The following is a 20,133-nucleotide window of genomic DNA, read 5'->3' as shown; positions in this document are numbered from 1 at the left end:
TGAACGATGGAAGCCAACCATGAAGCGCCCGAATATCCTGTTCATCATGGCCGACCAGATGGCCGCGCCCCTGCTACCGATCTACGCCCCTTCACCCATTCAGATGCCCCACCTGAGCCGCCTGGCCGAGCAAGCCGTGGTGTTCGACTCCGCCTACTGCAACAGCCCGCTTTGTGCGCCGTCGCGTTTCACCCTGGTCAGTGGCCAGCTCCCGAGCCGCATTGGTGCCTATGACAACGCGGCCGATTTCCCCGCTGATGTGCCGACCTACGCCCACTACCTGCGCCGCCTCGGTTACCGCACCGCACTGTCCGGCAAGATGCACTTCTGCGGTCCAGACCAGTTGCACGGCTATGAGGAGCGCCTGACCAGCGACATCTACCCGGCCGACTATGGCTGGGCGGTGAATTGGGACGCCCCGGACGAGCGCCCGAGCTGGTATCACAACATGTCCTCGGTACTTCAGGCCGGCCCTTGCGTGCGCACCAACCAACTGGACTTCGACGAGGAGGTGGTGTTCAAGGCGCGCCAGTACCTCTACGACCATGTCCGCGACAATGATGGCCGCCCGTTCTGTCTGACGGTGTCCATGACCCATCCCCATGATCCGTACACCATCCCCAGACGCTACTGGGATCGCTACGAGGCTGTGGATATCCCCATGCCGCGCGCTGAGTTCGGCCAGCATGAGCAGGACCCGCACTCGCAAAGGCTGCTCAAGGTCTACGACCTGTGGGACCGAACCCTGCCTGTGGATAAGATTCGCGACGCACGCCGCGCGTACTTCGGCGCATGCAGCTATATCGACGACAACATCGGCCAACTCCTGCAAACGCTCGAGGAGTGTGACCTGGCGGATGACACCCTGATCGTATTCTCCGGCGACCATGGCGACATGCTTGGCGAGCGCGGGCTCTGGTACAAGATGCATTGGTTCGAGATGTCGGCCCGTGTGCCACTGTTGATCCATGCACCGAAACGCTTCGCTCCAACGAGAGTCAGCGCTTCGGTCTCCACTTGTGACCTGCTGCCGACCCTGGTCGAACTGGCCGGCGGTGCTGTGGATAAAAACCTGCACCTGGATGGCCGCTCATTGCTCGGCCACCTGCAAGGGCAGGGTGGCCATGACGAGGTGATCGGCGAATACATGGCCGAAGGCACCGTCGGCCCACTGATGATGATCCGTCGTGGCCCGTACAAGTTCGTGTACAGCGAGGACGATCCTTGCTTACTCTATGACTTGAGCAGCGACCCGCACGAGCGGGAGAACCTCACCAGCAGCCCGGACCATCAGGCGCGGCTGCAGGCATTCGTCGATGAAGCCCGCCAACGCTGGGATATCCCCAGCCTGCGCCAGCAGGTGCTGGCCAGCCAGAGACGCCGCCGTCTGGTGGCCGAAGCGCTGGCCATCGGCACGCTGAAAAGCTGGGACCACCAACCGATGGTCGATGCCAGCCAACAGTACATGCGTAACCACATCGATCTCGACGACCTCGAGCGCAAGGCACGTTATCCACAGCCCGCCCCCCTGGATTGAGAAGAGAGGCCGCCATGCAGAAGTTCTCCGCCGCCGTGTTCGCCCTTACCCTGAGCCTGGGCACGGCCCATGCCGCCGACAGCGATGCACAATGCAGCACCGTGAAAATGGCTGACCCCGGCTGGAGCGATATCGCTTCCACCAACGCCATCAGCCGCCTGCTTCTGGAAAGCCTGGGCTACCAGGTGAAGATCGACAGCCTGGCGGTACCGATCATCTACGGTGGCCTCAAAGATGGCCGGGTCGACGCGTTCCTTGGTAACTGGATGCCTGCACAGCAGGGCTTCCATGACAAATTCATCGCCAACGGCGATGTGCAGCGGCTGTCGCGCAACCTGGAGGGAACCGAGTTCACCCTGGCAGTGCCGGACTATGTCTGGCAGGCAGGCGTGAAAGACTTTGCCGACCTGCAGAAGCATGCCGAGCAGTTCGACAAGAAGCTGTACGGGATCGGTTCCGGGGCCCCCGCCAACCTGTCGCTGAAAGAGATCATCGACAAGAACCAGTTCAACCTCGGCCAGTGGAAACTGGTCGAATCCAGCGAGCAGGCAATGCTGGCGCAGGTGGACCGCGCCGTGAAGAAGCAGCAGTTCATCACTTTCCTCGGCTGGACACCTCACCCTATGAACGTGAAACTTAAAATGCATTACCTGACCGGCGGGGAGAAGTGGTTCGGCAGCAAAGGCGACGTCTACACGTTGACGCGCAAGGGTTATCCACAAGCATGCCCAAATGCGGCGAAACTGCTTGGCAACCTAAAATTTACCTTGGACATGGAAAACAGCATCATGGCCGAGGTTGTGGATAAGAAGATCGGCTTCGATGAAGCGGCCAAAGCGTGGGTGAAGGCCAATCCGCAGGTGCTGGAAGCGTGGTTGGCAGGCGTTACCACCAAGGCCGATGGCGATGCCCTGGAGGCAGTGAACGCTAGGCTCTGATTTTTGACTGTGGGCTACTGAGGCCGCTCCGCACACCCAGAGAATTTGCGGGGGCGGCCTTGTGTCGCGTAACGAAGGCCAAGCCCTCGTAGGCGATATTGAACAGGAACGATGCATGCCGCGCCTTTACCACCTGCTGCCCTTCCTCACCTGGCTGCCCCGCCAATCGGGCCGCAGTCTGCGCCAGGACCTGCTGGTGGGCCTGAGCGGGGCCATCCTGGCCTTGCCACAATCCATCGCCTATGCCCTGATCGCCGGGCTGCCTGCCGAGTATGGCCTGTACGCCGCCATCGTGCCGGTTCTGGTCGCCTGCCTGTGGGGGTCCTCCTGGCACCTGATCTGCGGCCCGACCGCCGCCATCTCCATCGTCCTCTACGCCAGTGTCAGCCCGCTGGCCGTGCCCACAAGCGCTGACTACGTGACCTTGGTGCTGCTGCTGACGTTCCTCGCCGGCATTTTCCAATTGCTGCTGGGCTTGCTGCGTTTCGGCGCGCTGGTCAATTTCGTTTCCCATTCCGTGGTGCTTGGATTCACGCTGGGCGCCGCCATCGTCATCGCCCTCGGCCAATTGCCCAATCTGCTGGGCATGGACCTGCCCAGCCAGGCCACGGCGCTGAAAACCCTGCAGGACTTGGCTAGCCATGCCGGAGAAGTCGACTGGCCGTCGCTGGCGCTGGGATTGGCCACCTTGCTGATCGGGATGGCGTTCAAACGCCTGCGACCCCGCTGGCCCAGCCTGTTGATAAGTCTGGTGCTGGTGAGTCTGGTGACCTGGCTGTTGCCGAGCGTCTTTGGCCATGTACAGCGCGTGCCTGCCTTCGTCGGCCAACTGCCGCCGCTCAGCCCACTGCCATTGCTGGACTTCGAGCTGATCTTGCGTCTACTGCCCAGTGCCGTCGCCGTGGGCATGCTGGGGTTGGTGACCAGTCTTTCGATTGCCCGTTCCTTGTCGTCGCGCTCCGAGCAACTGATCGACGCCAACCAGGAAATCCGTGGCCAAGGCGTGTCGAACATCGTCGGGGCATTCTTCTCCGGCTACTTGTCGTCCGGCTCGTTCACCCGTTCCGGGCTAAGTTACGACGCGGGTGCTCAGTCCCCCATGGCTGGCGTGTTCTCGGCCCTGTGGGTGGCGTTGTTCGCCGTCATGGGCGCCGGGTTGATTGCGCATCTGCCCATTCCGGCCATGGCCGGCAGCATTTTGCTGATCTGCTGGGGGCTGGTGGACCATCGGGCAATCCGGGCGCTGTTTCGGGTCAGCCGCTCTGAGTTCCTGGTCATGGCACTGACCGCCGCCGCCACCTTGCTGCTGGAGCTGCAGACAGCGATCTATGCCGGGGTGCTGGCGTCACTGTTCTTCTACCTCAAGCGCACTTCGCGGCCACGGGTGCAGCAGAGCCGGGAAGGCGAAGCCGACATGCTGCGGGTGGGCGGGTCGATATTCTTCGGCGCAGCGCATTACCTGCAAGTGCGGTTACAGCGCTGCCAGGGGCCGCATGTGGTGATCGATGCGCGGCAGGTGAACTTCATCGACTACTCGGGTGTGGATATGCTGCACCGCGAAGCGCGGCGATTGATGCGCCTTGGTGGGAGCCTGACATTGCAGCGGGCAAGGCCGCAGGTGGTAGAGGAATTGCAGAAGCTGGAAGGCCTTGCGAACTGTCCAATACGTTTCGAAGACTGACAGTCAACTGTCAATTCTGTCAGTTGCGGACAACCTGCAGGCGATGAAAAAGTGCATGGCGTCCATTCACCACAGAGTACGCCATGAGTAGCTGCGTTTACCTCGCGTTGGTGCCATTGCTGGTGGCGCCAGGCACCTATGCTGCGGATGACTGCTGGAGCGTTGCCGATGCACAAGCACGCATTGCCCGGCTGGAAAGCCAAATGACCGCTCGGGATCCCTATACTGGCAAAGCGCAATCCGAAGCAAAGCTCGCTCAATACCGGCAGCAGATCGCCCTGGAACGCCAATTCATCCAACAGCGATCCGAGGTCAACGGCGCGCCAACTGCCGACGCAGCTCATCCAGCACAGGCGCCGTGTCCGGCCGCACCCCACGCCAGATGAAGAACGCCTCGGCCGCCTGCTCGGCCAGCATCCCCAGCCCATCCAGCACCTTGGCAGCCCCAAGCTTGCTGGCCCATTGGCAAAACGGCGTCGGCTCCTTGCCATACATCATGTCGTAGCAAACCGTCCGCCCCGGCTCGACCAGGCTGTCGGCAATCGGTGGCAACTCACCGGAAAGGCTCGCAGACGTCGCATTGATGATCACATCCACCGGCTCCTGTAACCAGGAAAAACCGCTGGCCACCACCGGCCCCAGCTCATCGAATTCACGCGCCAGCTGCTCGGCCTTTTCCACCGTGCGGTTGGCGATCACCAATGATTGTGGCTTGTGCGCCAGGATCGGCTCCAGCACGCCGCGTACCGCACCTCCGGCACCGAGAATGAGGATGCGCTTGCCTGTCAGCTCGACCCCGGCATTCACCGTCAGGTCTCGCACCAGGCCCGCGCCATCGGTGTTATCCCCTTGCAGCGTGCCGTCCGCCAGTTTGCTCAAGGTGTTCACTGCGCCCGCTCGCCGGGCCCGAGGCGTGAGGCTTTCGCAGAGCCGGAAAGCCTCTTCCTTGAACGGCACGGTCACATTGGCCCCGCTGCCTTGCTTGAAGAAGCCGCGGGCGCAATCGCTGAACTCATCCAGCGGCGCCAGCAGGGTGGCGTACTCCAGATCCTGACCGGTCTGCTCGGCGAACAGACGATGGATCAAAGGCGACTTGCTGTGGCCAATCGGGTTGCCGAAAACGACATACTGGTCCATGAGGGCTCCTTGGTTATCCACAGACTTACTGGGCGAGCCAGTCACGGTCCTGCAGGAAATACTCGGTCAGGCGCGCTTCTTCGCTACCTGGTGCGGCCTTCCAGTCATAACCCCAGCGTACCTGCGGTGGCAACGACATCAGGATCGACTCGGTGCGCCCACCCGATTGCAGGCCGAACAGAGTGCCACGGTCGTAGACCAGGTTGAACTCGACGTAGCGGCCACGGCGGTACTCCTGGAACTCACGCTGCTGGGGCGTGTAGGGCGTGTCCTTGCGGCGCTGGACGATCGGCAGGTAAGCGTCGACGTAGGCGTCACCGATGGCGCGGATGAAAGCGAAGCAGGTATCGAAGTCCCACTCGTTCAGGTCATCGAAGAACAAGCCCCCAATACCCCGAGGTTCACCACGGTGCTTGAGGTGGAAGTAACGGTCGCACCAGGCCTTGTAGCGGGGGTACACGTCGGCGCCGAACGGCGCGCAGGCCTGCTGGGCCACACGGTGCCAGTGGATGCAGTCTTCCTCGTTGCCGTAGTAGGGGGTCAGGTCGAAACCACCGCCGAACCACCAGACCGCCTCTTCGCCTTCCTTCTCGGCAATGAAGAAACGCACATTGGCATGGGAGGTGGGTACATGTGGATTGTGCGGGTGAATCACCAACGACACGCCCAACGCCTCGAAGCCACGACCCGCCAGCTCCGGGCGGTGGGCACTGGCCGAAGGCGGCAGGCCGGCGCCGAATACATGGGAGAAGTTCACGCCGCCTTTCTCGATCACTTTGCCTTCACCGATCACCCGCGTACGGCCACCGCCACCGGCTTCGCGCACCCAGGCGTCCTCGACGAAGCGGGCGCCGCCGTCTTCAGCTTCGAGGGCAGAGCAGATGCGGTCTTGCAGGTCGAGCAGGTAGGCTTTCACGGCCTCGGTGCGGCTGGTCATCGGGTCACCTGGAAGGAGCAGGAAGAAATTCGCCGCGTAGCATACCACCGGCAGCCAGCGCGCCGCAGTTGACGACGATCAAGCAAAGGCGTCCGATAGAAGGCCTTCCGATCCCGACAACAGGAGTGCGAGATGGCCAAGCGTATACAGTTCAGCCAGCATGGCGGCCCAGAGGTTCTGCAACTTGTGGAGTTCGAGCCTGCGCCACCCGGTCCGCAGCAAGTGCGGGTGCGTAACCATGCGATTGGCCTGAACTTCATCGACACCTATTTCCGCAGCGGGCTTTACTCGCCACCGTCTCTGCCTTCGGGCCTGGGCACCGAAGCAGCCGGCGTTGTCGAGGCAGTTGGCGAAGGCGTCACCCGGCTGAAGGTCGGTGACCGTGTGGCCCACGCTGGCGGCCCACTGGGCGCCTACAGCGAGGTACATACCTTGCCCGAAGCCAATCTGGTCAAGCTGCCCGACAGCATCAGCTTCGAGCAAGCCGCGGCAGTGATGCTCAAGGGTCTGACCGTGCAGTACCTGCTCAAGCAGACCTACGCCGTGCAGCCGGGTGACTTCGTTCTGTTCCATGCAGCAGCCGGTGGGGTAGGGTCGCTGGCGTGCCAGTGGGCCAAGGCGCTGGGCGCCAAACTGATCGGAACCGTAAGCTCCGCCGAAAAGGCCGAGCGGGCCAAGGCACTAGGGGCTTGGGCGACCATCGACTACAGCCGCGAAGATGTCGCCCAGCGCGTGCTGGAACTGACCGACGGTCAGAAATGCCCGGTGGTGTATGACGGCGTGGGTGCCGACACCTGGCTGACTTCGTTGGACTGCCTCAAACCACGGGGGCTGATGGTGAGTTTCGGCAATGCCTCCGGAGCGGTGACCGGCGTCAACCTGGGGATCCTGTCGCAGAAGGGTTCGCTGTATGTCACCCGACCAACGCTGGCAAGCTATGCCAACAATGCGCAAAACACTCAGGCCATGGCGGACGATCTGTTCTCGATGATCGCCAGTGGCAAGCTGGTCGTGGATATCCAGCAGCGCTATCCGCTGAGCGAGGCGGCCAAGGCGCAGGCTGAGTTGTCGGCGCGCAGGACCGTGGGTTCGACGGTACTACTGCCCTGAAATCGCCGGCAAGTCGGCTCCTGCGAGGGCTGCGCAGTAAAGATTCGCGCTGATGCAGCCCCTCTGCAGGAGCGGCCTTGCGTCGCGAAAGAGCGGCAACAGTAACCACACAGCCACCGCCCCATCAAAAGTCGGTGTCCACCAGGCAAATCAACCCGGTCGAACGACTTCGCCAGTCACCAGGTCACGAATCACGCTCGGGTTCTTTCGCCCACCCAACGCTCCACCCAGCACCAGGTCCAACTGGTTGTGGAAATACTGCTCAACCCGCAACCGGGTCTTGGCTGCCGGGCGCCCGCCAGGGTTGCAAGAGGTGGAAATCAGCGGCCCCACCAGCGCACACAGTTCACGTACCAATGGGTGGTCACTGACCCGCAGCGCCACGGTGTCGTGCTGCCCCGTCACCCATTCCGGCAAAAGGTCCTGGTGCGGCACCAGCCAGGTGTTGGGTCCCGGCCAGGTGCTGCTCATGCGGTCGATCCAGTCTTCAGGGAAATCCTCGAACAGGAAATCGAATTGCTGGATGCTGTCGGCGACCAGAATCAGCCCCTTATCCACAGGCCGCGACTTCAGGGCCAGCAGGCGATACACCGCGTCCTCGTTCCAGGGGTCGCAGCCCAGGCCCCAGACCGCTTCCGTCGGATAGGCGATCACCGCCCCCGCCCGAATTTCACGTGCGGCTTGTTGCACACGCCAACTGCTCACCATTTGTATCTCTCCGCATTTAAGCCTTGGGCGCAGTTTACTTAGGCCGAGCGGGCAAACCAACGTCCGGCTTCATTGCTGACCTGGCCCTGGAGCTCCAGCTCGGTCAAGCTGGCCAGTACCTCGGCCAAAGGCCGGCCACTGCTGAGCGCCAACCCCTCGCTGGTCTGGGGTGCTGCGTGCAGAAGGGCCAGGAGCGGATGTTGAGGTTTATCCACAGCCGGTTGCGGCAGATTCTGCCAACCCCGCAGGGTATCGATGATCTGCTCCACGCTCTCGACCAGCAGCGCGCCATCGCGTATCAACTGATGGCATCCCCTGGCGCCCGGGTGGTGGATCGAACCGGGAATGGCATACACCTCCCGGCCTTGTTCAGCCGCCAAGCGGGCAGTAATCAGCGAGCCACTGCCCAGACTGGCTTCGACAACCAGCACCCCCAGGGACATGCCGCTGATGATGCGATTGCGTCGCGGAAAATTGGCAGGCAGGGGATCAGCATCCAACGGGTACTCCGAAACCACCGCACCGCCGCTGTCGATGATCGCTCGCGCCAAGTCACGATGGCGCTGTGGATAAAGTTTTTGCAGCCCAGTGCCAAGCACGGCAATCGTCTGCCCTCCGACCTCCAGCGCCGCCCGATGAGCGGCACCATCAACGCCCAGCGCCAGGCCACTGGTGATGGTGAAACCCGTTTGCGCAAGGGCACGCGAAAATGCCCGAGCGGTGTCCAGAGCCGGAGGTGAAGCACGTCTGCTACCCACAATGGCCAGCTGCGGTTGCTCCAGGCAAGCGGGGTCGCCTGCGACGAACAACAGGGGCGGCGGGTCGTCCGTTTCCGCCAGCAACGCGGGGTAACCGGCACCGTCCCACATCAGTAAATGCTGGCCTGGACGCTCTAGCCAGGCCATTGCAGCCAAAGCACCCTCGCGTACCTGCGCACAGCGGCGCGCATCGATACTGGCTTGCGCAAGGCCAAGGGCACGCCAGGCACTGGCCGGTGCACTCAGCGCCGAAGACGCCGTTCCGAAGGCCTCCAGAAGGCGCTGAAAGCGACGCAGTCCTATCTCGGGCAAGCGGTGCAGACGTAATCGCGCCTCCAGTTCGGCAGGCGGACAATTCGATGAATGGTGAGTCGACATGGGGATCATCCTTGATCGGAAGAGGGCCATAAACGTGGCACAACCTGTGGATAAGTTTGTTGATAATACTTTGACAACCTGTCCATCGAATGACGTTGAAGTCGTCTCCTGAAACCGTAGCCGAGCTTTGCCAGGTGCCGAATCCCCCGATTCCCTTTATTATGTGTGCTCAGTTTTCAACCGAACGCACAGTGACTGCCTGACCCTATGGCCATCTTGAACATTCTCGAATTCCCGGACCCGCGCCTGCGCACCATTGCCAAACCGGTGACGGAGTTCGACGACGCCCTGCGTCAGCTGATCGACGACATGTTTGAAACCATGTACGAAGCGCCTGGCATCGGCCTGGCCGCCACCCAGGTCAACGTCCACAAGCAAGTCGTGGTGATGGACCTCAGCGAAGACCGCAGCGAGCCGCGGGTCTTCATCAACCCCACGGTCGAAGAGCTGACCCACGACATGGGTCAGTATCAGGAAGGCTGCCTGTCGGTACCGGGCTTCTACGAGAACGTCGACCGTCCGCTGCGTGTCCGGGTCAAGGCCCAGGACCGGGATGGCAAGCCCTACGAGCTTGAAGCCGAAGGCTTGCTGGCGGTGTGTGTCCAGCATGAATTCGATCACCTCAACGGCAAGCTGTTCGTCGACTACCTGTCTCAGCTCAAACGCGACCGGATCAAGAAGAAACTGGAAAAGCAGCACCGCCAGCAAGCCTGATCCATTCCTTCCAGAAGGCTTGCTCCGGCAAGCCTTTTTCTTTTTTGAAGCGAGAACTCCATGCGCATCGTCTTCGCAGGCACTCCAGAGTTTGCCGCCGAACACCTCAAGGCCCTGCTCGACAGCCCCTATGAAGTGGTGGCCGTCTACACCCAGCCCGACCGCCCTGCTGGCCGTGGCCAGAAGCTCATGCCGAGCCCGGTCAAGCAGCTGGCCGTAGTCCACGACATTCCGGTGTTCCAGCCGCCAACCTTGCGCAACGCCGAGGCCCAGGCGGAGTTGGCGGCACTGCAGCCAGACCTGATGGTGGTGGTCGCGTATGGCCTGATCCTGCCGCAAGCAGTGCTGGACATCCCGCGCCTTGGCTGCATCAACAGCCACGCCTCCTTGCTGCCCCGCTGGCGAGGCGCCGCGCCGATCCAGCGCGCCGTGGAGGCTGGAGACGCCGAGAGCGGCGTGACCGTGATGCGTATGGAAGCGGGCCTGGACACCGGCCCGATGTTGCTCAAGGTGGTTACCCCGATCAGCGCCGACGACACTGGTGGCAGCCTGCACGACCGCCTTGCCGAAATGGGACCGCCGGCCGTGGTGCAGGTCATCGCAGGCCTGGCCGACGGCACCCTGCAGGGTGAAGTACAAGACGATGCCCTGGCCACCTACGCTCACAAGCTGAACAAGGACGAGGCCCGCATCGACTGGAGCCGCCCAGCCGTCGAGTTGGAGCGCCTGATTCGCGCGTTCAACCCATGGCCGGTGTGCCACAGCACCCTGGATGGCGAGAGCGTCAAAGTGCTGGCCGCCAACGTGTCCACAGGCAAAGGCGCCCCGGGTGAAATCCTTTCCGCCAGCAAGGACGGCCTGGTCGTCGCCTGTGGCGAGCAGGCCTTGAGCCTGACCCGCCTGCAATTGCCCGGCGGCAAGGCCCTGGCCTTCAGTGACCTGTTCAACAGCCGCCGCGAGAAGTTCGCCAGCGGCAAGGTGTTGGGCCAATGAACCCACGCCTGGCCGCCGCCCGCGCCCTGGCCGCTGTCCTGAGCGGCAAGGCCTCGCTGAACAGCTCGTTGCCGGCACAACTGGACAAGGTCAATGAGCGCGACCGAGGCCTCACCCAGGACCTGGCATTCGGCACCGCCCGCTGGCAGCCTCGCCTGGACCTGCTGGCTGCGCAGTTGCTGCAAAAGCCGTTCAAGGCCGCCGACTGCGATGTGCAGGCATTGTTGCTGGTCGGCCTGTACCAGCTGTTCTACACCCGCATTCCGGCCCATGCCGCCATCGGGGAAACCGTTGGCTGCGCCGATAAGCTGAAAAAACCGTGGGCCAAGGGCCTGCTCAACGCCGTGCTGCGCCGCGCCCAGCGCGAAGGCGAAGAACTCCTCGCCGGCCTGGAGCGCGATCCGGTGGTGCGCACCGCTCACCCGCGTTGGCTGCAGAAATCGCTGAAAGCCTTCTGGCCCGAGCAGTGGGAAGCCATTTGCGCCGCCAACAATGCCCATCCGCCGATGATCCTGCGGGTCAACCGCCGTCATCACAGCCGTGATGCCTATCTTGGCCTGCTGGCCGAGGCGGGCATCGCCGCCACCCCGTGCCGGTTCAGCCGCGACGGTATCCTGCTGGCTGAAGCCTGCGATGTTCGCCAACTGCCGGGCTTCGCCGAAGGTTGGGTCAGCGTACAGGACGAGGCCGCGCAGCTGTCCGCCGACCTGCTGGAACTGGCCCCAGGCCAACGCGTGCTCGACGCCTGCTGCGCCCCTGGCGGCAAAACCTGCCACCTGCTCGAAGCCGAAGCGGGCCTGGCCCATGTCGTGGCCATCGACCTGGAAGCCAAGCGCCTGACCCGTGTGCGCGAGAACCTCGACCGTCTGCAACTGGACGCCGAGCTGATTGCCTGCGACGCCCGTGACACCGCCAGTTGGTGGGATGGCAAGCCGTTCCAGCGAATCCTGCTCGACGCACCGTGCTCGGCCACGGGCGTGATCCGCCGTCACCCGGACATCAAGCTGACCCGTCAGGCCGACGACATTCCGGCCCTGGCCACTCTGCAAGGCGAATTGCTCGATGCTCTGTGGCCGACGCTCGAAGTGGGCGGCATCCTGCTCTACGCCACCTGCTCGAGCCTGCCGACGGAAAACACCGAAGTGATCGACGCCTTCCTCACCCGCACCCCAGGTGCCCGTGAACTCGACCTGGCGACCGAGGCCGGCCTGCGCCAGCCTCACGGGCGCCAGCTGTTGGCCCAGGAAGGCGGCCATGACGGCTTCTACTATGCCAAGCTGATCAAGATTGCCGCCTCGCGTGGCTAAGTGAAAAAAGGTTAGGGAGTAGCGGATGAAGATCATCATCCTCGGCGCAGGGCAGGTCGGCGGAACGCTGGCCGAACACTTGGCCAGCGAAGCCAACGACATCACCGTGGTCGACACCGACGGCGAACGCCTGCGTGACCTGGGCGACCGCCTCGATATCCGCACGGTGCAGGGTCGCGGCTCGTTACCCACCGTGTTGCGCCAGGCCGGAGCCGACGACGCCGATATGCTGGTGGCGGTGACCAACAGCGACGAAACCAACATGGTGGCCTGCCAGGTCGCCTACTCGCTGTTCCATACCCCGACCAAAATCGCGCGGGTGCGTGAGTCTTCCTATCTGACCCGTGAAGAGCTGTTCGACAACGACCATATCCCGGTGGACGTGCTGATCAGCCCAGAACAGGTAGTGACCAACTACGTCAAACGCCTGATCGAACACCCCGGTGCTCTGCAGGTGATCGACTTCGCCGAAGGCAAGGCGCAACTCGTTGCGGTGAAGGCCTACTACGGCGGCCCGCTGGTGGGCCAGCAGTTGCGACAGATCCGCGCGCACATGCCTAACGTCGATACCCGCGTGGCGGCGATCTTCCGCCGTGACCGGCCGATCACACCGAGGGGCGATACCGTGATCGAGGCTGACGACGAAGTGTTCTTCATCGCGGCACGCAAGGACATTCGCGCCGTCATGGGCGAGCTGCGACGCATCGACGAGACCAACAAGCGCGTGGTCATCGCCGGCGGCGGCCAGATCGGCGAGCGTCTGGCCGAAGCGATCGAAAGTCGCTACCAGGTCAAGATCATCGAGATGAGCCCGGCACGTTGCCGACACCTCTCCGACACCCTGGAAAGCACCGTGGTGCTGCAGGGCAGCGCATCGGACAAAGACCTGATGCTGGAGGAGAACATTGCTGACGCCGACATTTTCCTGGCCCTGACCAACGACGACGAGGCCAACATCATGTCGTCGTTGCTGGCCAAGCGCCTGGGTGCGCGCAAGGTGATGACCATCATCAACAACCCGGCCTATGTCGACCTGGTGCAAGGCGGCGAAATCGACATCGCCATCAGCCCTCAGCTGGCCACGATCGGGACCTTGCTGGCCCACGTGCGCCGGGGCGATATCGTCAGCGTACACTCACTGCGCCGTGGCGCGGCCGAAGCGATCGAGGCGGTTGCCCATGGTGACGCCAAGTCGAGCAAGGTAGTTGGCAAGGCCATCGAAGACATCGCCCTGCCGCCGGGTACCACCATCGGCGCGATCATCCGGGACGAGGAAGTGCTGATCGCCCACGACGACACCGTGATCGAGACGGGCGACCATGTCATCCTGTTCGTTGTGGATAAGAAACACATCCGTGATGTGGAGAAGCTGTTCCACGTCGGCTTGACCTTCTTCTAAGGAGAAACGGCATGCGCGAATCGCTGGAAAAAATGCTGGCCAAGGGTGTGGATAACCCGTTGCTCAGGTTTGGCCTGGGCAAGGCTTGGCTGGACGAAGGCAAGGGTGCCGAGGCGGCGGTTCATTTGGCGCGGTGCGTGGAGCAAGACCCGAAGTATTCTGCAGCCTGGAAGCTGCTGGGCAAGGCGTACCAGCTGCAGGGTGACCTGGCGGCTGCGCGCAAGGCCTGGGAGGAGGGGATGGTGGCGGCGCAGGCCCATGGCGACAAGCAGGCCGAGAAAGAGATGGCGGTGTTCCTCAAGAAATTGAGCAAAACATCGGCTTCGTAACCGTGCGGGCGGGGGGTCACCCGCGAACGCGCCAGCAAATCCAAGACCGCATTCGCAGGTAACCCTATCCACAGGGAGCGCCTTCTCAATACCAGCGCGCTTCCCCGGCCGGGCGCTTCTTGAAGCGCTTCATGCTCCACATGTACTGGCTCGGGTACTCGCGCACATAACGCTCGACCACCTTGCTCATGGCCGCCGCCGATACGGCCACATCCTCGCTGTACATCTCCTCCGGCGCCGCCTCGAGGAAGACCTTGAACCCGGAACCGTCCGGTAGCCGCAGTGCATGCAGGAATACCCCGACTGCCTTGCCACCGGCCAGCATGTTCGGCACGAATTTGCTGGTCAGCGCCTGGGTACCCAGGAACGGCACGAAGACACCGGCAGACTCGGCGGGCTCCGGATCGGCCGGAATCCCCACCTGTCCACCACGGCGTACTTCCTTGATCACGCTCAGGATGCCTTCCTTGGTCGAAGGCGCCACACGGTTGCCCATCTGCACCCGCTGCTCGCGCAGCAGGTCATCCACCGCCTTGAGCTTTGGCGGGCGGTAGAAGATGATCGGTTTGCACTGGTTGCAGTAGAAGTGGTTCAGCACCTCCCAGTTGCCCAGGTGGCTGGTGATGCCCACCACGCCCTTGCCCGAGGCCAGGGCCTTCTCAAGCACTTCCAGGCCGTGGACTTCCTTGACCAGCTCCAGCGAACGCTGCGGCGGCCAGATCCACGCGCAGGCGCTTTCGACGAATGACTTGCCAATGTCTTTCAACGCTCGGCCAACCAGTTGCTCACGCTCGACCGGGTCCATCTCCGGAAAGCACTTGGCAAGGTTGATACGCACCACGTTGCGCGACCCATTGGGGATTTTCCACATCAGCCAGCCGATACCGGCGCCGACGCGTTGCACAGCTCCCCAAGGCAGCTTGGCGAACAGTCGCAGCACCCCGACCATCAGGGCGCCCTTGAACTTTTCCACAGGCAGATTCCTTATTTCAGCAAGGCGCGCATTGTAACGCTCAACGCAGCAGCGCGGCGTAGCGATCACAATCGGTGGTGTGGTCCATGACCATGCCAGTGGCTTGCATGAAGGCGTAACAAATGGTCGGGCCAACGAAGGTGAAGCCGGCTTTCTGCAGGGCCTTGCTCATGGCCTTGGCCTCGTCGGTCACGGCCGGGATTTCCTCACGGGCCTGGAAATGGTTGATCCTGGGCGCACCACCGACGAACGACCAAAGCCACTGCGCCGGGTTATCCACAGCCAGCCAGGCCTGAGCATTGCGCCGGGCCGCCTTGAGCTTGAGACGGTTGCGAATGATGCCGGTATCGAGCATCAGTTCCTCGATCCGCTCGTCGCTCATCTGCGCCAGTCGAACCGGGTCGAAACCGTACATCACCTCCCGGTAGCGCTCGCGCTTCCTCAGAACGGTGATCCACGACAGCCCAGCCTGGAACCCTTCGAGCAAAAGCATCTCGAAGAGCAACGCCGGGTCGCGCTGCGGTGTCCCCCATTCCTGGTCGTGGTAAGCCTGGTACAACGGATCGTCGGTACACCAAAAGCAGCGTGGCATAAGGCTCCAATTGAGTAGAGGGAGAGGCGAATCAGGTTATACTCCCGCTCTTTACATCCGCATCCCCAGATACAGGTGAATTTCGTGAGCCAGCCTACGCCAGCCGTGCGTACCTTCCAAGACCTGATCCTCGCCCTGCAGAACTACTGGGCCGAGCAAGGTTGTGTGGTGCTTCAGCCCTACGATATGGAAGTAGGCGCCGGCACTTTCCACACCGCTACATTCCTGCGCGCCGTCGGCCCAGAGACCTGGAACGCCGCCTATGTGCAGCCTAGCCGTCGCCCTGCCGACGGGCGGTATGGCGAAAACCCCAACCGCCTGCAGCACTACTACCAGTTCCAGGTGGTGCTCAAGCCGAACCCGGCCAACTTCCAGGAGCTGTACCTCGGCTCGCTGAAAGCGATCGGCCTGGATCCGCTGGTCCACGACATCCGCTTCGTCGAAGACAACTGGGAATCGCCAACCCTGGGCGCCTGGGGCCTGGGCTGGGAAATCTGGCTCAATGGCATGGAGGTGACCCAGTTCACCTACTTCCAGCAGGTCGGTGGCATCGAGTGCTACCCGGTCACCGGTGAAATCACCTATGGCCTGGAGCGTCTGGCCATGTACATCCAGGGCGTAGACTCGGTGTACGACCTGGTCTGGGCCGACGGCCCGTTCGGCAAGGTGACCTACGGCGACGTGTTCCACCAGAACGAAGTGGAGCAGTCGACCTACAACTTCGAACACGCCAACGTCGAGAAGCTGTTCGAGCTGTTCGATTTCTACGAAAGCGAAGCCAACCGCCTGATCAAGCTTGAGCTGCCGCTGCCGACTTATGAAATGGTCCTGAAGGCATCCCACACCTTCAACCTGCTGGACGCCCGCCGCGCCATCTCGGTGACCGAGCGCCAGCGTTACATCCTGCGCGTACGTACCCTGGCTCGGGACGTAGCGCAAAGCTATCTGCAAGCCCGTGCACGCCTGGGCTTCCCGATGGCCACCCCTGAATTGCGTGACGAAGTGTTGGCGAAGCTGGAGGCTGCACAATGAGTGCTCAAGATTTCCTGGTAGAACTGGGCACCGAAGAGCTGCCACCGAAGGCCCTGGCCTCGCTGGGCGACGCCTTCCTGGCGGGCATCGAGAAAGGCCTGCAGGCTGCGGGCCTGAACTACACCGGCAAGCAGGTATACGCAGCGCCGCGCCGCCTGGCCGTGCTGATTCGTCAACTGGACGTGCAGCAGCCGGACCGCAGCATCAACATCGACGGCCCGCCCATTCAGGCGGCGTTCAACGCTGAAGGCCAACCGACCCAGGCTGCTCTGGGCTTCGCCAAGAAGTGCGGAGTAGAGCTGTCGGAAATCGACCAGAGCGGCGCCAAGCTGCGTTTCTCCCAACACATTCCAGGCAAGGCCACTGCCAGCCTGCTGCCGACCATCGTCGAAGACTCGCTCAACGACCTGCCCATCCCCAAGCGCATGCGCTGGGCGGCCAGCCGTGAAGAGTTCGTCCGCCCGACCCAGTGGCTGGTAATGCTGCTGGGCGACCAGGTCGTCGAGTGCACCATCCTGTCGCAGAAAGCCGGCCGTGAATCCCGTGGTCACCGCTTCCATCACCCGGAAAACGTGGTCATCACTACCCCGGCCAACTATGTCGAGGACCTGCGCAAGGCCTATGTACTGGCCGACTTCGCCGAGCGTCGCGAGCTGATCAGCAAGCGCACCGCCGAGCTGGCCATGCAGCAGGAAGGCAGCGCCATCGTACCGCCAGCGCTGCTGGATGAAGTCACCGCGCTGGTGGAGTGGCCGGTGCCGCTGGTCTGCTCGTTCGAAGAGCGCTTCCTCGAAGTGCCGCAGGAAGCCCTGATCACCACCATGCAGGACAACCAGAAGTACTTCTGCCTGCTGGACAGCGAAGGCAAGCTGCTGCCGCGCTTCATCACCGTCGCCAACGTCGAGAGCCGCGATCCGAAGCAGATCGTGCAAGGCAACGAGAAGGTCGTGCGCCCGCGCCTGACCGACGCCGAGTTCTTCTTCAAGCAGGACAAGAAGCAGCCGCTGGAAACCTTCAACGAGCGCCTGAAGAACGTGGTGTTCCAGGCTCAGTTGGGCACTGTCTTCGACAAGGCCGAGCGCGTTTCCAAACTGGCCGCATTCATCGCACCCAAGATTGGCGGCGATGCCGCGCGTGCCGGTCGCGCCGGCCTGCTGTCCAAGTGCGACCTGGCCACCGAGATGGTGGGCGAGTTCCCTGAAATGCAGGGTGTCGCCGGTTACTACTACGCGCTGAACGATGGCGAGCCGGAAGACGTCGCCCTGGCCCTGAACGAGCAGTACATGCCTCGTGGCGCCGGCGCCGAACTGCCGCAGACCCTGACCGGTGCAGCCGTGGCCATCGCCGACAAGCTCGACACCCTGGTCGGCATCTTCGGCATCGGCATGCTGCCAACCGGCAGCAAGGACCCGTATGCCCTGCGCCGTGCCGCCCTGGGCGTGCTGCGCATCCTGATCGAGAAGCAGCTGGACCTGGACCTGAATGCCGCCGTCGAATTCGCGGTCAAGCAGTTCGGTGCCAAGGTGAAAGCCGCCGGCCTGGCCGAACAGGTGCTGGAGTTCGTCTTCGACCGTCTGCGTGCGCGTTACGAAGACGAAGGCATCGACGTCTCGACCTACCTGTCGGTGCGTGCCCTGAAGCCGGGTTCGGCCCTGGACTTCGACCAGCGCGTACAGGCCGTGCAGGCCTTCCGCAAGCTGCCGGAAGCCAACGCCCTGGCTGCGGCGAACAAGCGAGTATCGAACCTGCTGAGCAAGGCCGAAGGTGCTATCGCCGACCACGTCGAACCGAAGTACTTCGACAATGCCAACGAGTTCTCCCTGTACTCGGCCATCCAGCAGGCCGACCAGGCCGTGCAGCCGATGGCTGCTGCGCGTCAGTACAGCGAAGCACTGGCCCGCCTGGCTGCCCTGCGTGACCCGGTCGACGCCTTCTTCGAGGCCGTGATGGTCAACGCCGAAGACGCCAAGGTCCGTGCCAACCGTTATGCCCTGCTCAGCCGCCTGCGTGGCCTGTTCCTGGGCGTTGCCGATATTTCGCTGCTGGGGTAAGCCTTGAAACTGCTGATTCTCGATCGTGACGGGGTGATCAATTACGACTCCGACGCCTATATCAAGTCGCTGGAGGAGTGGATTCCGATTCCCGGCTCGGTCGAGGCTATCGCGCAGTTGAGCAAAGCCGGCTGGACGGTGGCCGTGGCCACCAACCAGTCCGGCATTGCCCGCGGCTACTACCCGTTGGAAACCCTTGAAGCCATGCATGCCCGCCTGCGCGCGCTGGTGGCCGAACTGGGTGGCGAAGTGGGTCATATCGTGTATTGCCCGCACGGGCCGGACGAAGGCTGCGATTGCCGCAAGCCCAAGCCTGGCATGCTGCGGGCGATCGCCGAGCACTACCAGGCCGACCTGCGCGGCGTCTGGTTCATCGGCGACAGCAAAGGTGACCTGGAGGCCGCCCTGGCCGTCGGTGCACAACCCGTGTTGGTGAAAACCGGCAAGGGCGAGCGGACCCTGGAAAAGGGTGTGCCGGAAACTACACTGATTTTCGACGATCTGGCTGCTATCGCCAGAGAACTAATTTAAACAGTGCGCCTTCGGGCGCATTTTTCTCAGGCGGGCGCGCCCCGCAACGGTACATGCCACTATGTCGATCCTGCAGGCGATCAGAATCTTTCTTTTTTACCTGCTGCTGGGCACCAGTTCGCTGTTGTGGTGCTCCCTGAGCTTTTTCATCGCGCCATTTTTGTCGTTCCCCAAGCGCTATCGCTTCATCAACGTCTACTGGTGCCGTTTCGCCGTGCTGCTGGCGCAAGTGATCCTGGGCATTCGCTACAAGGTCACCGGTGCCGAGAACGTGCCGAATGAGCCCTGCGTGATCCTGTCGAACCACCAGAGCACATGGGAAACGTTCTTCTTGTCCGCCTATTTCTCGCCACTGAGCCAGGTGCTCAAGCGTGAGCTGCTGTACGTCCCGTTCTTTGGCTGGGCCATGGCCATGCTGCGGCCGATCGCCATCGACCGCGACAACCCCAAGGAAGCCTTGCGCCAGGTTGCAAGCAAAGGTGATGAGCTGCTCAAGCAGAAGGTATGGGTGCTGATCTTCCCGGAAGGGACCCGCGTGCCCTTCGGTACGGTCGGCAAGTTCTCCCGTGGCGGCACCGCACTGGCGGTCAACGCAGGCCTGCCGGTGCTGCCGATCGCACATAACGCCGGCAAGTTCTGGCCGAAGGAAGGCTGGGGTAAACGCTCGGGCACCATCGAGGTGGTGATTGGCGAGCCAATGTATGCCAATGGCACCGGCCCGCGTGCCATCGCCGAGCTCAATGACCGCGCAGCCGCGTGGAATGAAGCGACCCAACGTGCCATGGGTTCACTGCCGCCAGCAGATGAAAAAGCCCAAGAGCAGATCGCCTGACGATCTGTGGATAACTTGTGTGCAATTTTTGGATGGAATGCTTCAAATAGATGCTAAGTGATTGAATTAGCTAATTATTTCTGTGTATGACATTTTTCTGAAAATCGTGCATAAGTTTTTTCGAGGTATAAGAAAACCGGCTTTTACAGCCGGTTTTTTTATGAGCCTTGCAGGCCAGCCGTCTTGTCAGCGGCAG

At 62.5% G+C, this 20,133-nt stretch carries 19 protein-coding genes; 13 read left to right on the top strand and 6 right to left on the bottom strand.

What is annotated here, in order from left to right; genetic code table 11:
• The first annotated feature begins 19 nt into the window (after positions 1-19).
• The 3 genes from betC to IF103_RS00265 all read left to right on the top strand — a co-directional run bounded on the left by betC (position 20) and on the right by IF103_RS00265 (position 4,156).
• A complete protein-coding gene (gene betC / locus IF103_RS00275; protein ID WP_023377972.1) occupies positions 20-1,537 on the top strand; it encodes a choline-sulfatase in 1,518 nt (505 codons plus the stop codon).
• A 14-nt stretch (positions 1,538-1,551) separates the two neighbouring features.
• On the top strand, positions 1,552-2,475 hold the full coding sequence (choX, locus tag IF103_RS00270) for a choline ABC transporter substrate-binding protein (protein ID WP_023377971.1): 924 nt from the start codon (positions 1,552-1,554) through the stop codon (positions 2,473-2,475).
• A 115-nt stretch (positions 2,476-2,590) separates the two neighbouring features.
• A complete protein-coding gene (locus tag IF103_RS00265) occupies positions 2,591-4,156 on the top strand; it encodes a SulP family inorganic anion transporter (RefSeq protein WP_027906640.1) in 1,566 nt (521 codons plus the stop codon).
• Positions 4,157-4,468: 312 nt separating this feature from the next.
• Here the strand turns inward: IF103_RS00265 and aroE are convergent, their stop codons facing one another.
• Positions 4,469-5,293, bottom strand: coding sequence for a shikimate dehydrogenase (aroE, locus tag IF103_RS00260; RefSeq protein WP_104881035.1), 825 nt, complete (start codon positions 5,291-5,293; stop codon positions 4,469-4,471).
• Between the two features lie 25 nt (positions 5,294-5,318).
• Complete coding sequence (gene hemF, locus IF103_RS00255; RefSeq protein WP_023377967.1) at positions 5,319-6,230, bottom strand: oxygen-dependent coproporphyrinogen oxidase; 912 nt, start codon at positions 6,228-6,230, stop codon at positions 5,319-5,321.
• A 132-nt stretch (positions 6,231-6,362) separates the two neighbouring features.
• On the opposite strand from hemF, the gene IF103_RS00250 reads away from it, so the two are divergent.
• Positions 6,363-7,340 (top strand): NADPH:quinone reductase, encoded by a 978-nt coding sequence (locus tag IF103_RS00250; protein ID WP_023377966.1) that lies wholly within the window; start codon positions 6,363-6,365, stop codon positions 7,338-7,340.
• A 150-nt stretch (positions 7,341-7,490) separates the two neighbouring features.
• Here IF103_RS00250 and tsaC read toward each other — a convergent pair whose 3' ends face one another.
• Both tsaC and dprA read right to left on the bottom strand, forming a co-directional pair.
• Positions 7,491-8,048, bottom strand: coding sequence for an L-threonylcarbamoyladenylate synthase type 1 TsaC (gene tsaC, locus IF103_RS00245; RefSeq protein ID WP_023377965.1), 558 nt, complete (start codon positions 8,046-8,048; stop codon positions 7,491-7,493).
• A gap of 38 nt (positions 8,049-8,086) precedes the next feature.
• A complete protein-coding gene (gene dprA / locus IF103_RS00240; RefSeq protein ID WP_023377963.1) occupies positions 8,087-9,184 on the bottom strand; it encodes a DNA-processing protein DprA in 1,098 nt (365 codons plus the stop codon).
• Between the two features lie 207 nt (positions 9,185-9,391).
• Here dprA and def point away from each other — a divergent pair, with 207 nt between their 5' ends.
• Genes def through IF103_RS00215 form a run of 5 tightly spaced genes read left to right on the top strand, consistent with a single transcriptional unit; the run spans position 9,392 to position 13,926 of the window.
• A complete protein-coding gene (gene def / locus IF103_RS00235) occupies positions 9,392-9,898 on the top strand; it encodes a peptide deformylase (RefSeq protein ID WP_011531480.1) in 507 nt (168 codons plus the stop codon).
• 60 nt (positions 9,899-9,958) lie between these two features.
• The gene (gene fmt, locus IF103_RS00230; RefSeq protein WP_023377961.1) at positions 9,959-10,891 is read left to right on the top strand and encodes a methionyl-tRNA formyltransferase; all 933 of its coding nucleotides are present in this window, start codon (positions 9,959-9,961) and stop codon (positions 10,889-10,891) included.
• Positions 10,888-12,198, top strand: coding sequence for a 16S rRNA (cytosine(967)-C(5))-methyltransferase RsmB (gene rsmB, locus IF103_RS00225; RefSeq protein ID WP_202675788.1), 1,311 nt, complete (start codon positions 10,888-10,890; stop codon positions 12,196-12,198). Before fmt ends, rsmB begins: the two co-directional genes overlap by 4 nt.
• A 25-nt stretch (positions 12,199-12,223) precedes the next feature.
• Positions 12,224-13,597 (top strand): Trk system potassium transporter TrkA, encoded by a 1,374-nt coding sequence (gene trkA / locus IF103_RS00220; RefSeq protein ID WP_023377959.1) that lies wholly within the window; start codon positions 12,224-12,226, stop codon positions 13,595-13,597.
• A gap of 11 nt (positions 13,598-13,608) precedes the next feature.
• Positions 13,609-13,926: a tetratricopeptide repeat protein gene (locus IF103_RS00215; protein WP_023377958.1), complete on the top strand. Its 318-nt coding sequence runs from the start codon at positions 13,609-13,611 to the stop codon at positions 13,924-13,926.
• 85 nt (positions 13,927-14,011) lie between these two features.
• Here the strand turns inward: IF103_RS00215 and IF103_RS00210 are convergent, their stop codons facing one another.
• Together IF103_RS00210 and IF103_RS00205 are read right to left on the bottom strand one after the other, a co-directional pair.
• The gene (locus tag IF103_RS00210; protein WP_023377957.1) at positions 14,012-14,899 is read right to left on the bottom strand and encodes a lysophospholipid acyltransferase; all 888 of its coding nucleotides are present in this window, start codon (positions 14,897-14,899) and stop codon (positions 14,012-14,014) included.
• Between the two features lie 40 nt (positions 14,900-14,939).
• Positions 14,940-15,491 carry a DNA-3-methyladenine glycosylase I gene (locus IF103_RS00205; RefSeq protein WP_023377956.1) on the bottom strand — a complete coding sequence of 184 codons (552 nt, stop codon included), beginning with the start codon at positions 15,489-15,491 and terminating at the stop codon, positions 14,940-14,942.
• A gap of 84 nt (positions 15,492-15,575) precedes the next feature.
• On the opposite strand from IF103_RS00205, the gene glyQ reads away from it, so the two are divergent.
• The 4 genes from glyQ (at position 15,576) to IF103_RS00185 (ending at position 19,937) form a co-directional block, all read left to right on the top strand.
• Positions 15,576-16,523 (top strand): glycine--tRNA ligase subunit alpha, encoded by a 948-nt coding sequence (gene glyQ / locus IF103_RS00200; RefSeq protein WP_023377955.1) that lies wholly within the window; start codon positions 15,576-15,578, stop codon positions 16,521-16,523.
• The gene (glyS, locus tag IF103_RS00195; RefSeq protein WP_023377954.1) at positions 16,520-18,574 is read left to right on the top strand and encodes a glycine--tRNA ligase subunit beta; all 2,055 of its coding nucleotides are present in this window, start codon (positions 16,520-16,522) and stop codon (positions 18,572-18,574) included. Before glyQ ends, glyS begins: the two co-directional genes overlap by 4 nt.
• Positions 18,575-18,577: 3 nt before the next feature.
• Complete coding sequence (gene gmhB / locus IF103_RS00190) at positions 18,578-19,105, top strand: D-glycero-beta-D-manno-heptose 1,7-bisphosphate 7-phosphatase (RefSeq protein ID WP_104881039.1); 528 nt, start codon at positions 18,578-18,580, stop codon at positions 19,103-19,105.
• A 61-nt stretch (positions 19,106-19,166) separates the two neighbouring features.
• Positions 19,167-19,937, top strand: a complete 771-nt coding sequence (locus IF103_RS00185) for a lysophospholipid acyltransferase family protein (protein ID WP_023377952.1) — start codon at positions 19,167-19,169, stop codon at positions 19,935-19,937.
• The last annotated feature ends 196 nt before the right edge of the window (positions 19,938-20,133 follow it).

This window comes from Pseudomonas sp. SK2 (assembly GCF_016772395.1).
GTDB classification, from domain to species: domain Bacteria; phylum Pseudomonadota; class Gammaproteobacteria; order Pseudomonadales; family Pseudomonadaceae; genus Aquipseudomonas; species Aquipseudomonas taiwanensis.
Note: the sequence above shows the minus strand (reverse complement) of the source record. Positions and strands in the feature narration are given on the sequence as shown.

Bases quoted from the DNA above. Each gene is read 5' to 3' on its own strand.
- IF103_RS00250 (WP_023377966.1), top strand. From the start codon at position 6,363: ATGGCCAAGCGTATACAGTTCAGCCAGCATGGCGGCCCAGAGGTTCTG.
- fmt (WP_023377961.1), top strand. From the start codon at position 9,959: ATGCGCATCGTCTTCGCAGGCACTCCAGAGTTTGCCGCCGAACACCTC.
- rsmB (WP_202675788.1), top strand. From the start codon at position 10,888: ATGAACCCACGCCTGGCCGCCGCCCGCGCCCTGGCCGCTGTCCTGAGC.
- choX (WP_023377971.1), top strand. From the start codon at position 1,552: ATGCAGAAGTTCTCCGCCGCCGTGTTCGCCCTTACCCTGAGCCTGGGC.
- aroE (WP_104881035.1), bottom strand. From the start codon at position 5,293: ATGGACCAGTATGTCGTTTTCGGCAACCCGATTGGCCACAGCAAGTCG.
- IF103_RS00265 (WP_027906640.1), top strand. From the start codon at position 2,591: ATGCCGCGCCTTTACCACCTGCTGCCCTTCCTCACCTGGCTGCCCCGC.
- IF103_RS00205 (WP_023377956.1), bottom strand. From the start codon at position 15,491: ATGCCACGCTGCTTTTGGTGTACCGACGATCCGTTGTACCAGGCTTAC.
- dprA (WP_023377963.1), bottom strand. From the start codon at position 9,184: ATGTCGACTCACCATTCATCGAATTGTCCGCCTGCCGAACTGGAGGCG.
- trkA (WP_023377959.1), top strand. From the start codon at position 12,224: ATGAAGATCATCATCCTCGGCGCAGGGCAGGTCGGCGGAACGCTGGCC.
- hemF (WP_023377967.1), bottom strand. From the start codon at position 6,230: ATGACCAGCCGCACCGAGGCCGTGAAAGCCTACCTGCTCGACCTGCAA.
- IF103_RS00185 (WP_023377952.1), top strand. From the start codon at position 19,167: ATGTCGATCCTGCAGGCGATCAGAATCTTTCTTTTTTACCTGCTGCTG.
- IF103_RS00215 (WP_023377958.1), top strand. From the start codon at position 13,609: ATGCGCGAATCGCTGGAAAAAATGCTGGCCAAGGGTGTGGATAACCCG.
- def (WP_011531480.1), top strand. From the start codon at position 9,392: ATGGCCATCTTGAACATTCTCGAATTCCCGGACCCGCGCCTGCGCACC.
- tsaC (WP_023377965.1), bottom strand. From the start codon at position 8,048: ATGGTGAGCAGTTGGCGTGTGCAACAAGCCGCACGTGAAATTCGGGCG.
- betC (WP_023377972.1), top strand. From the start codon at position 20: ATGAAGCGCCCGAATATCCTGTTCATCATGGCCGACCAGATGGCCGCG.
- glyS (WP_023377954.1), top strand. From the start codon at position 16,520: ATGAGTGCTCAAGATTTCCTGGTAGAACTGGGCACCGAAGAGCTGCCA.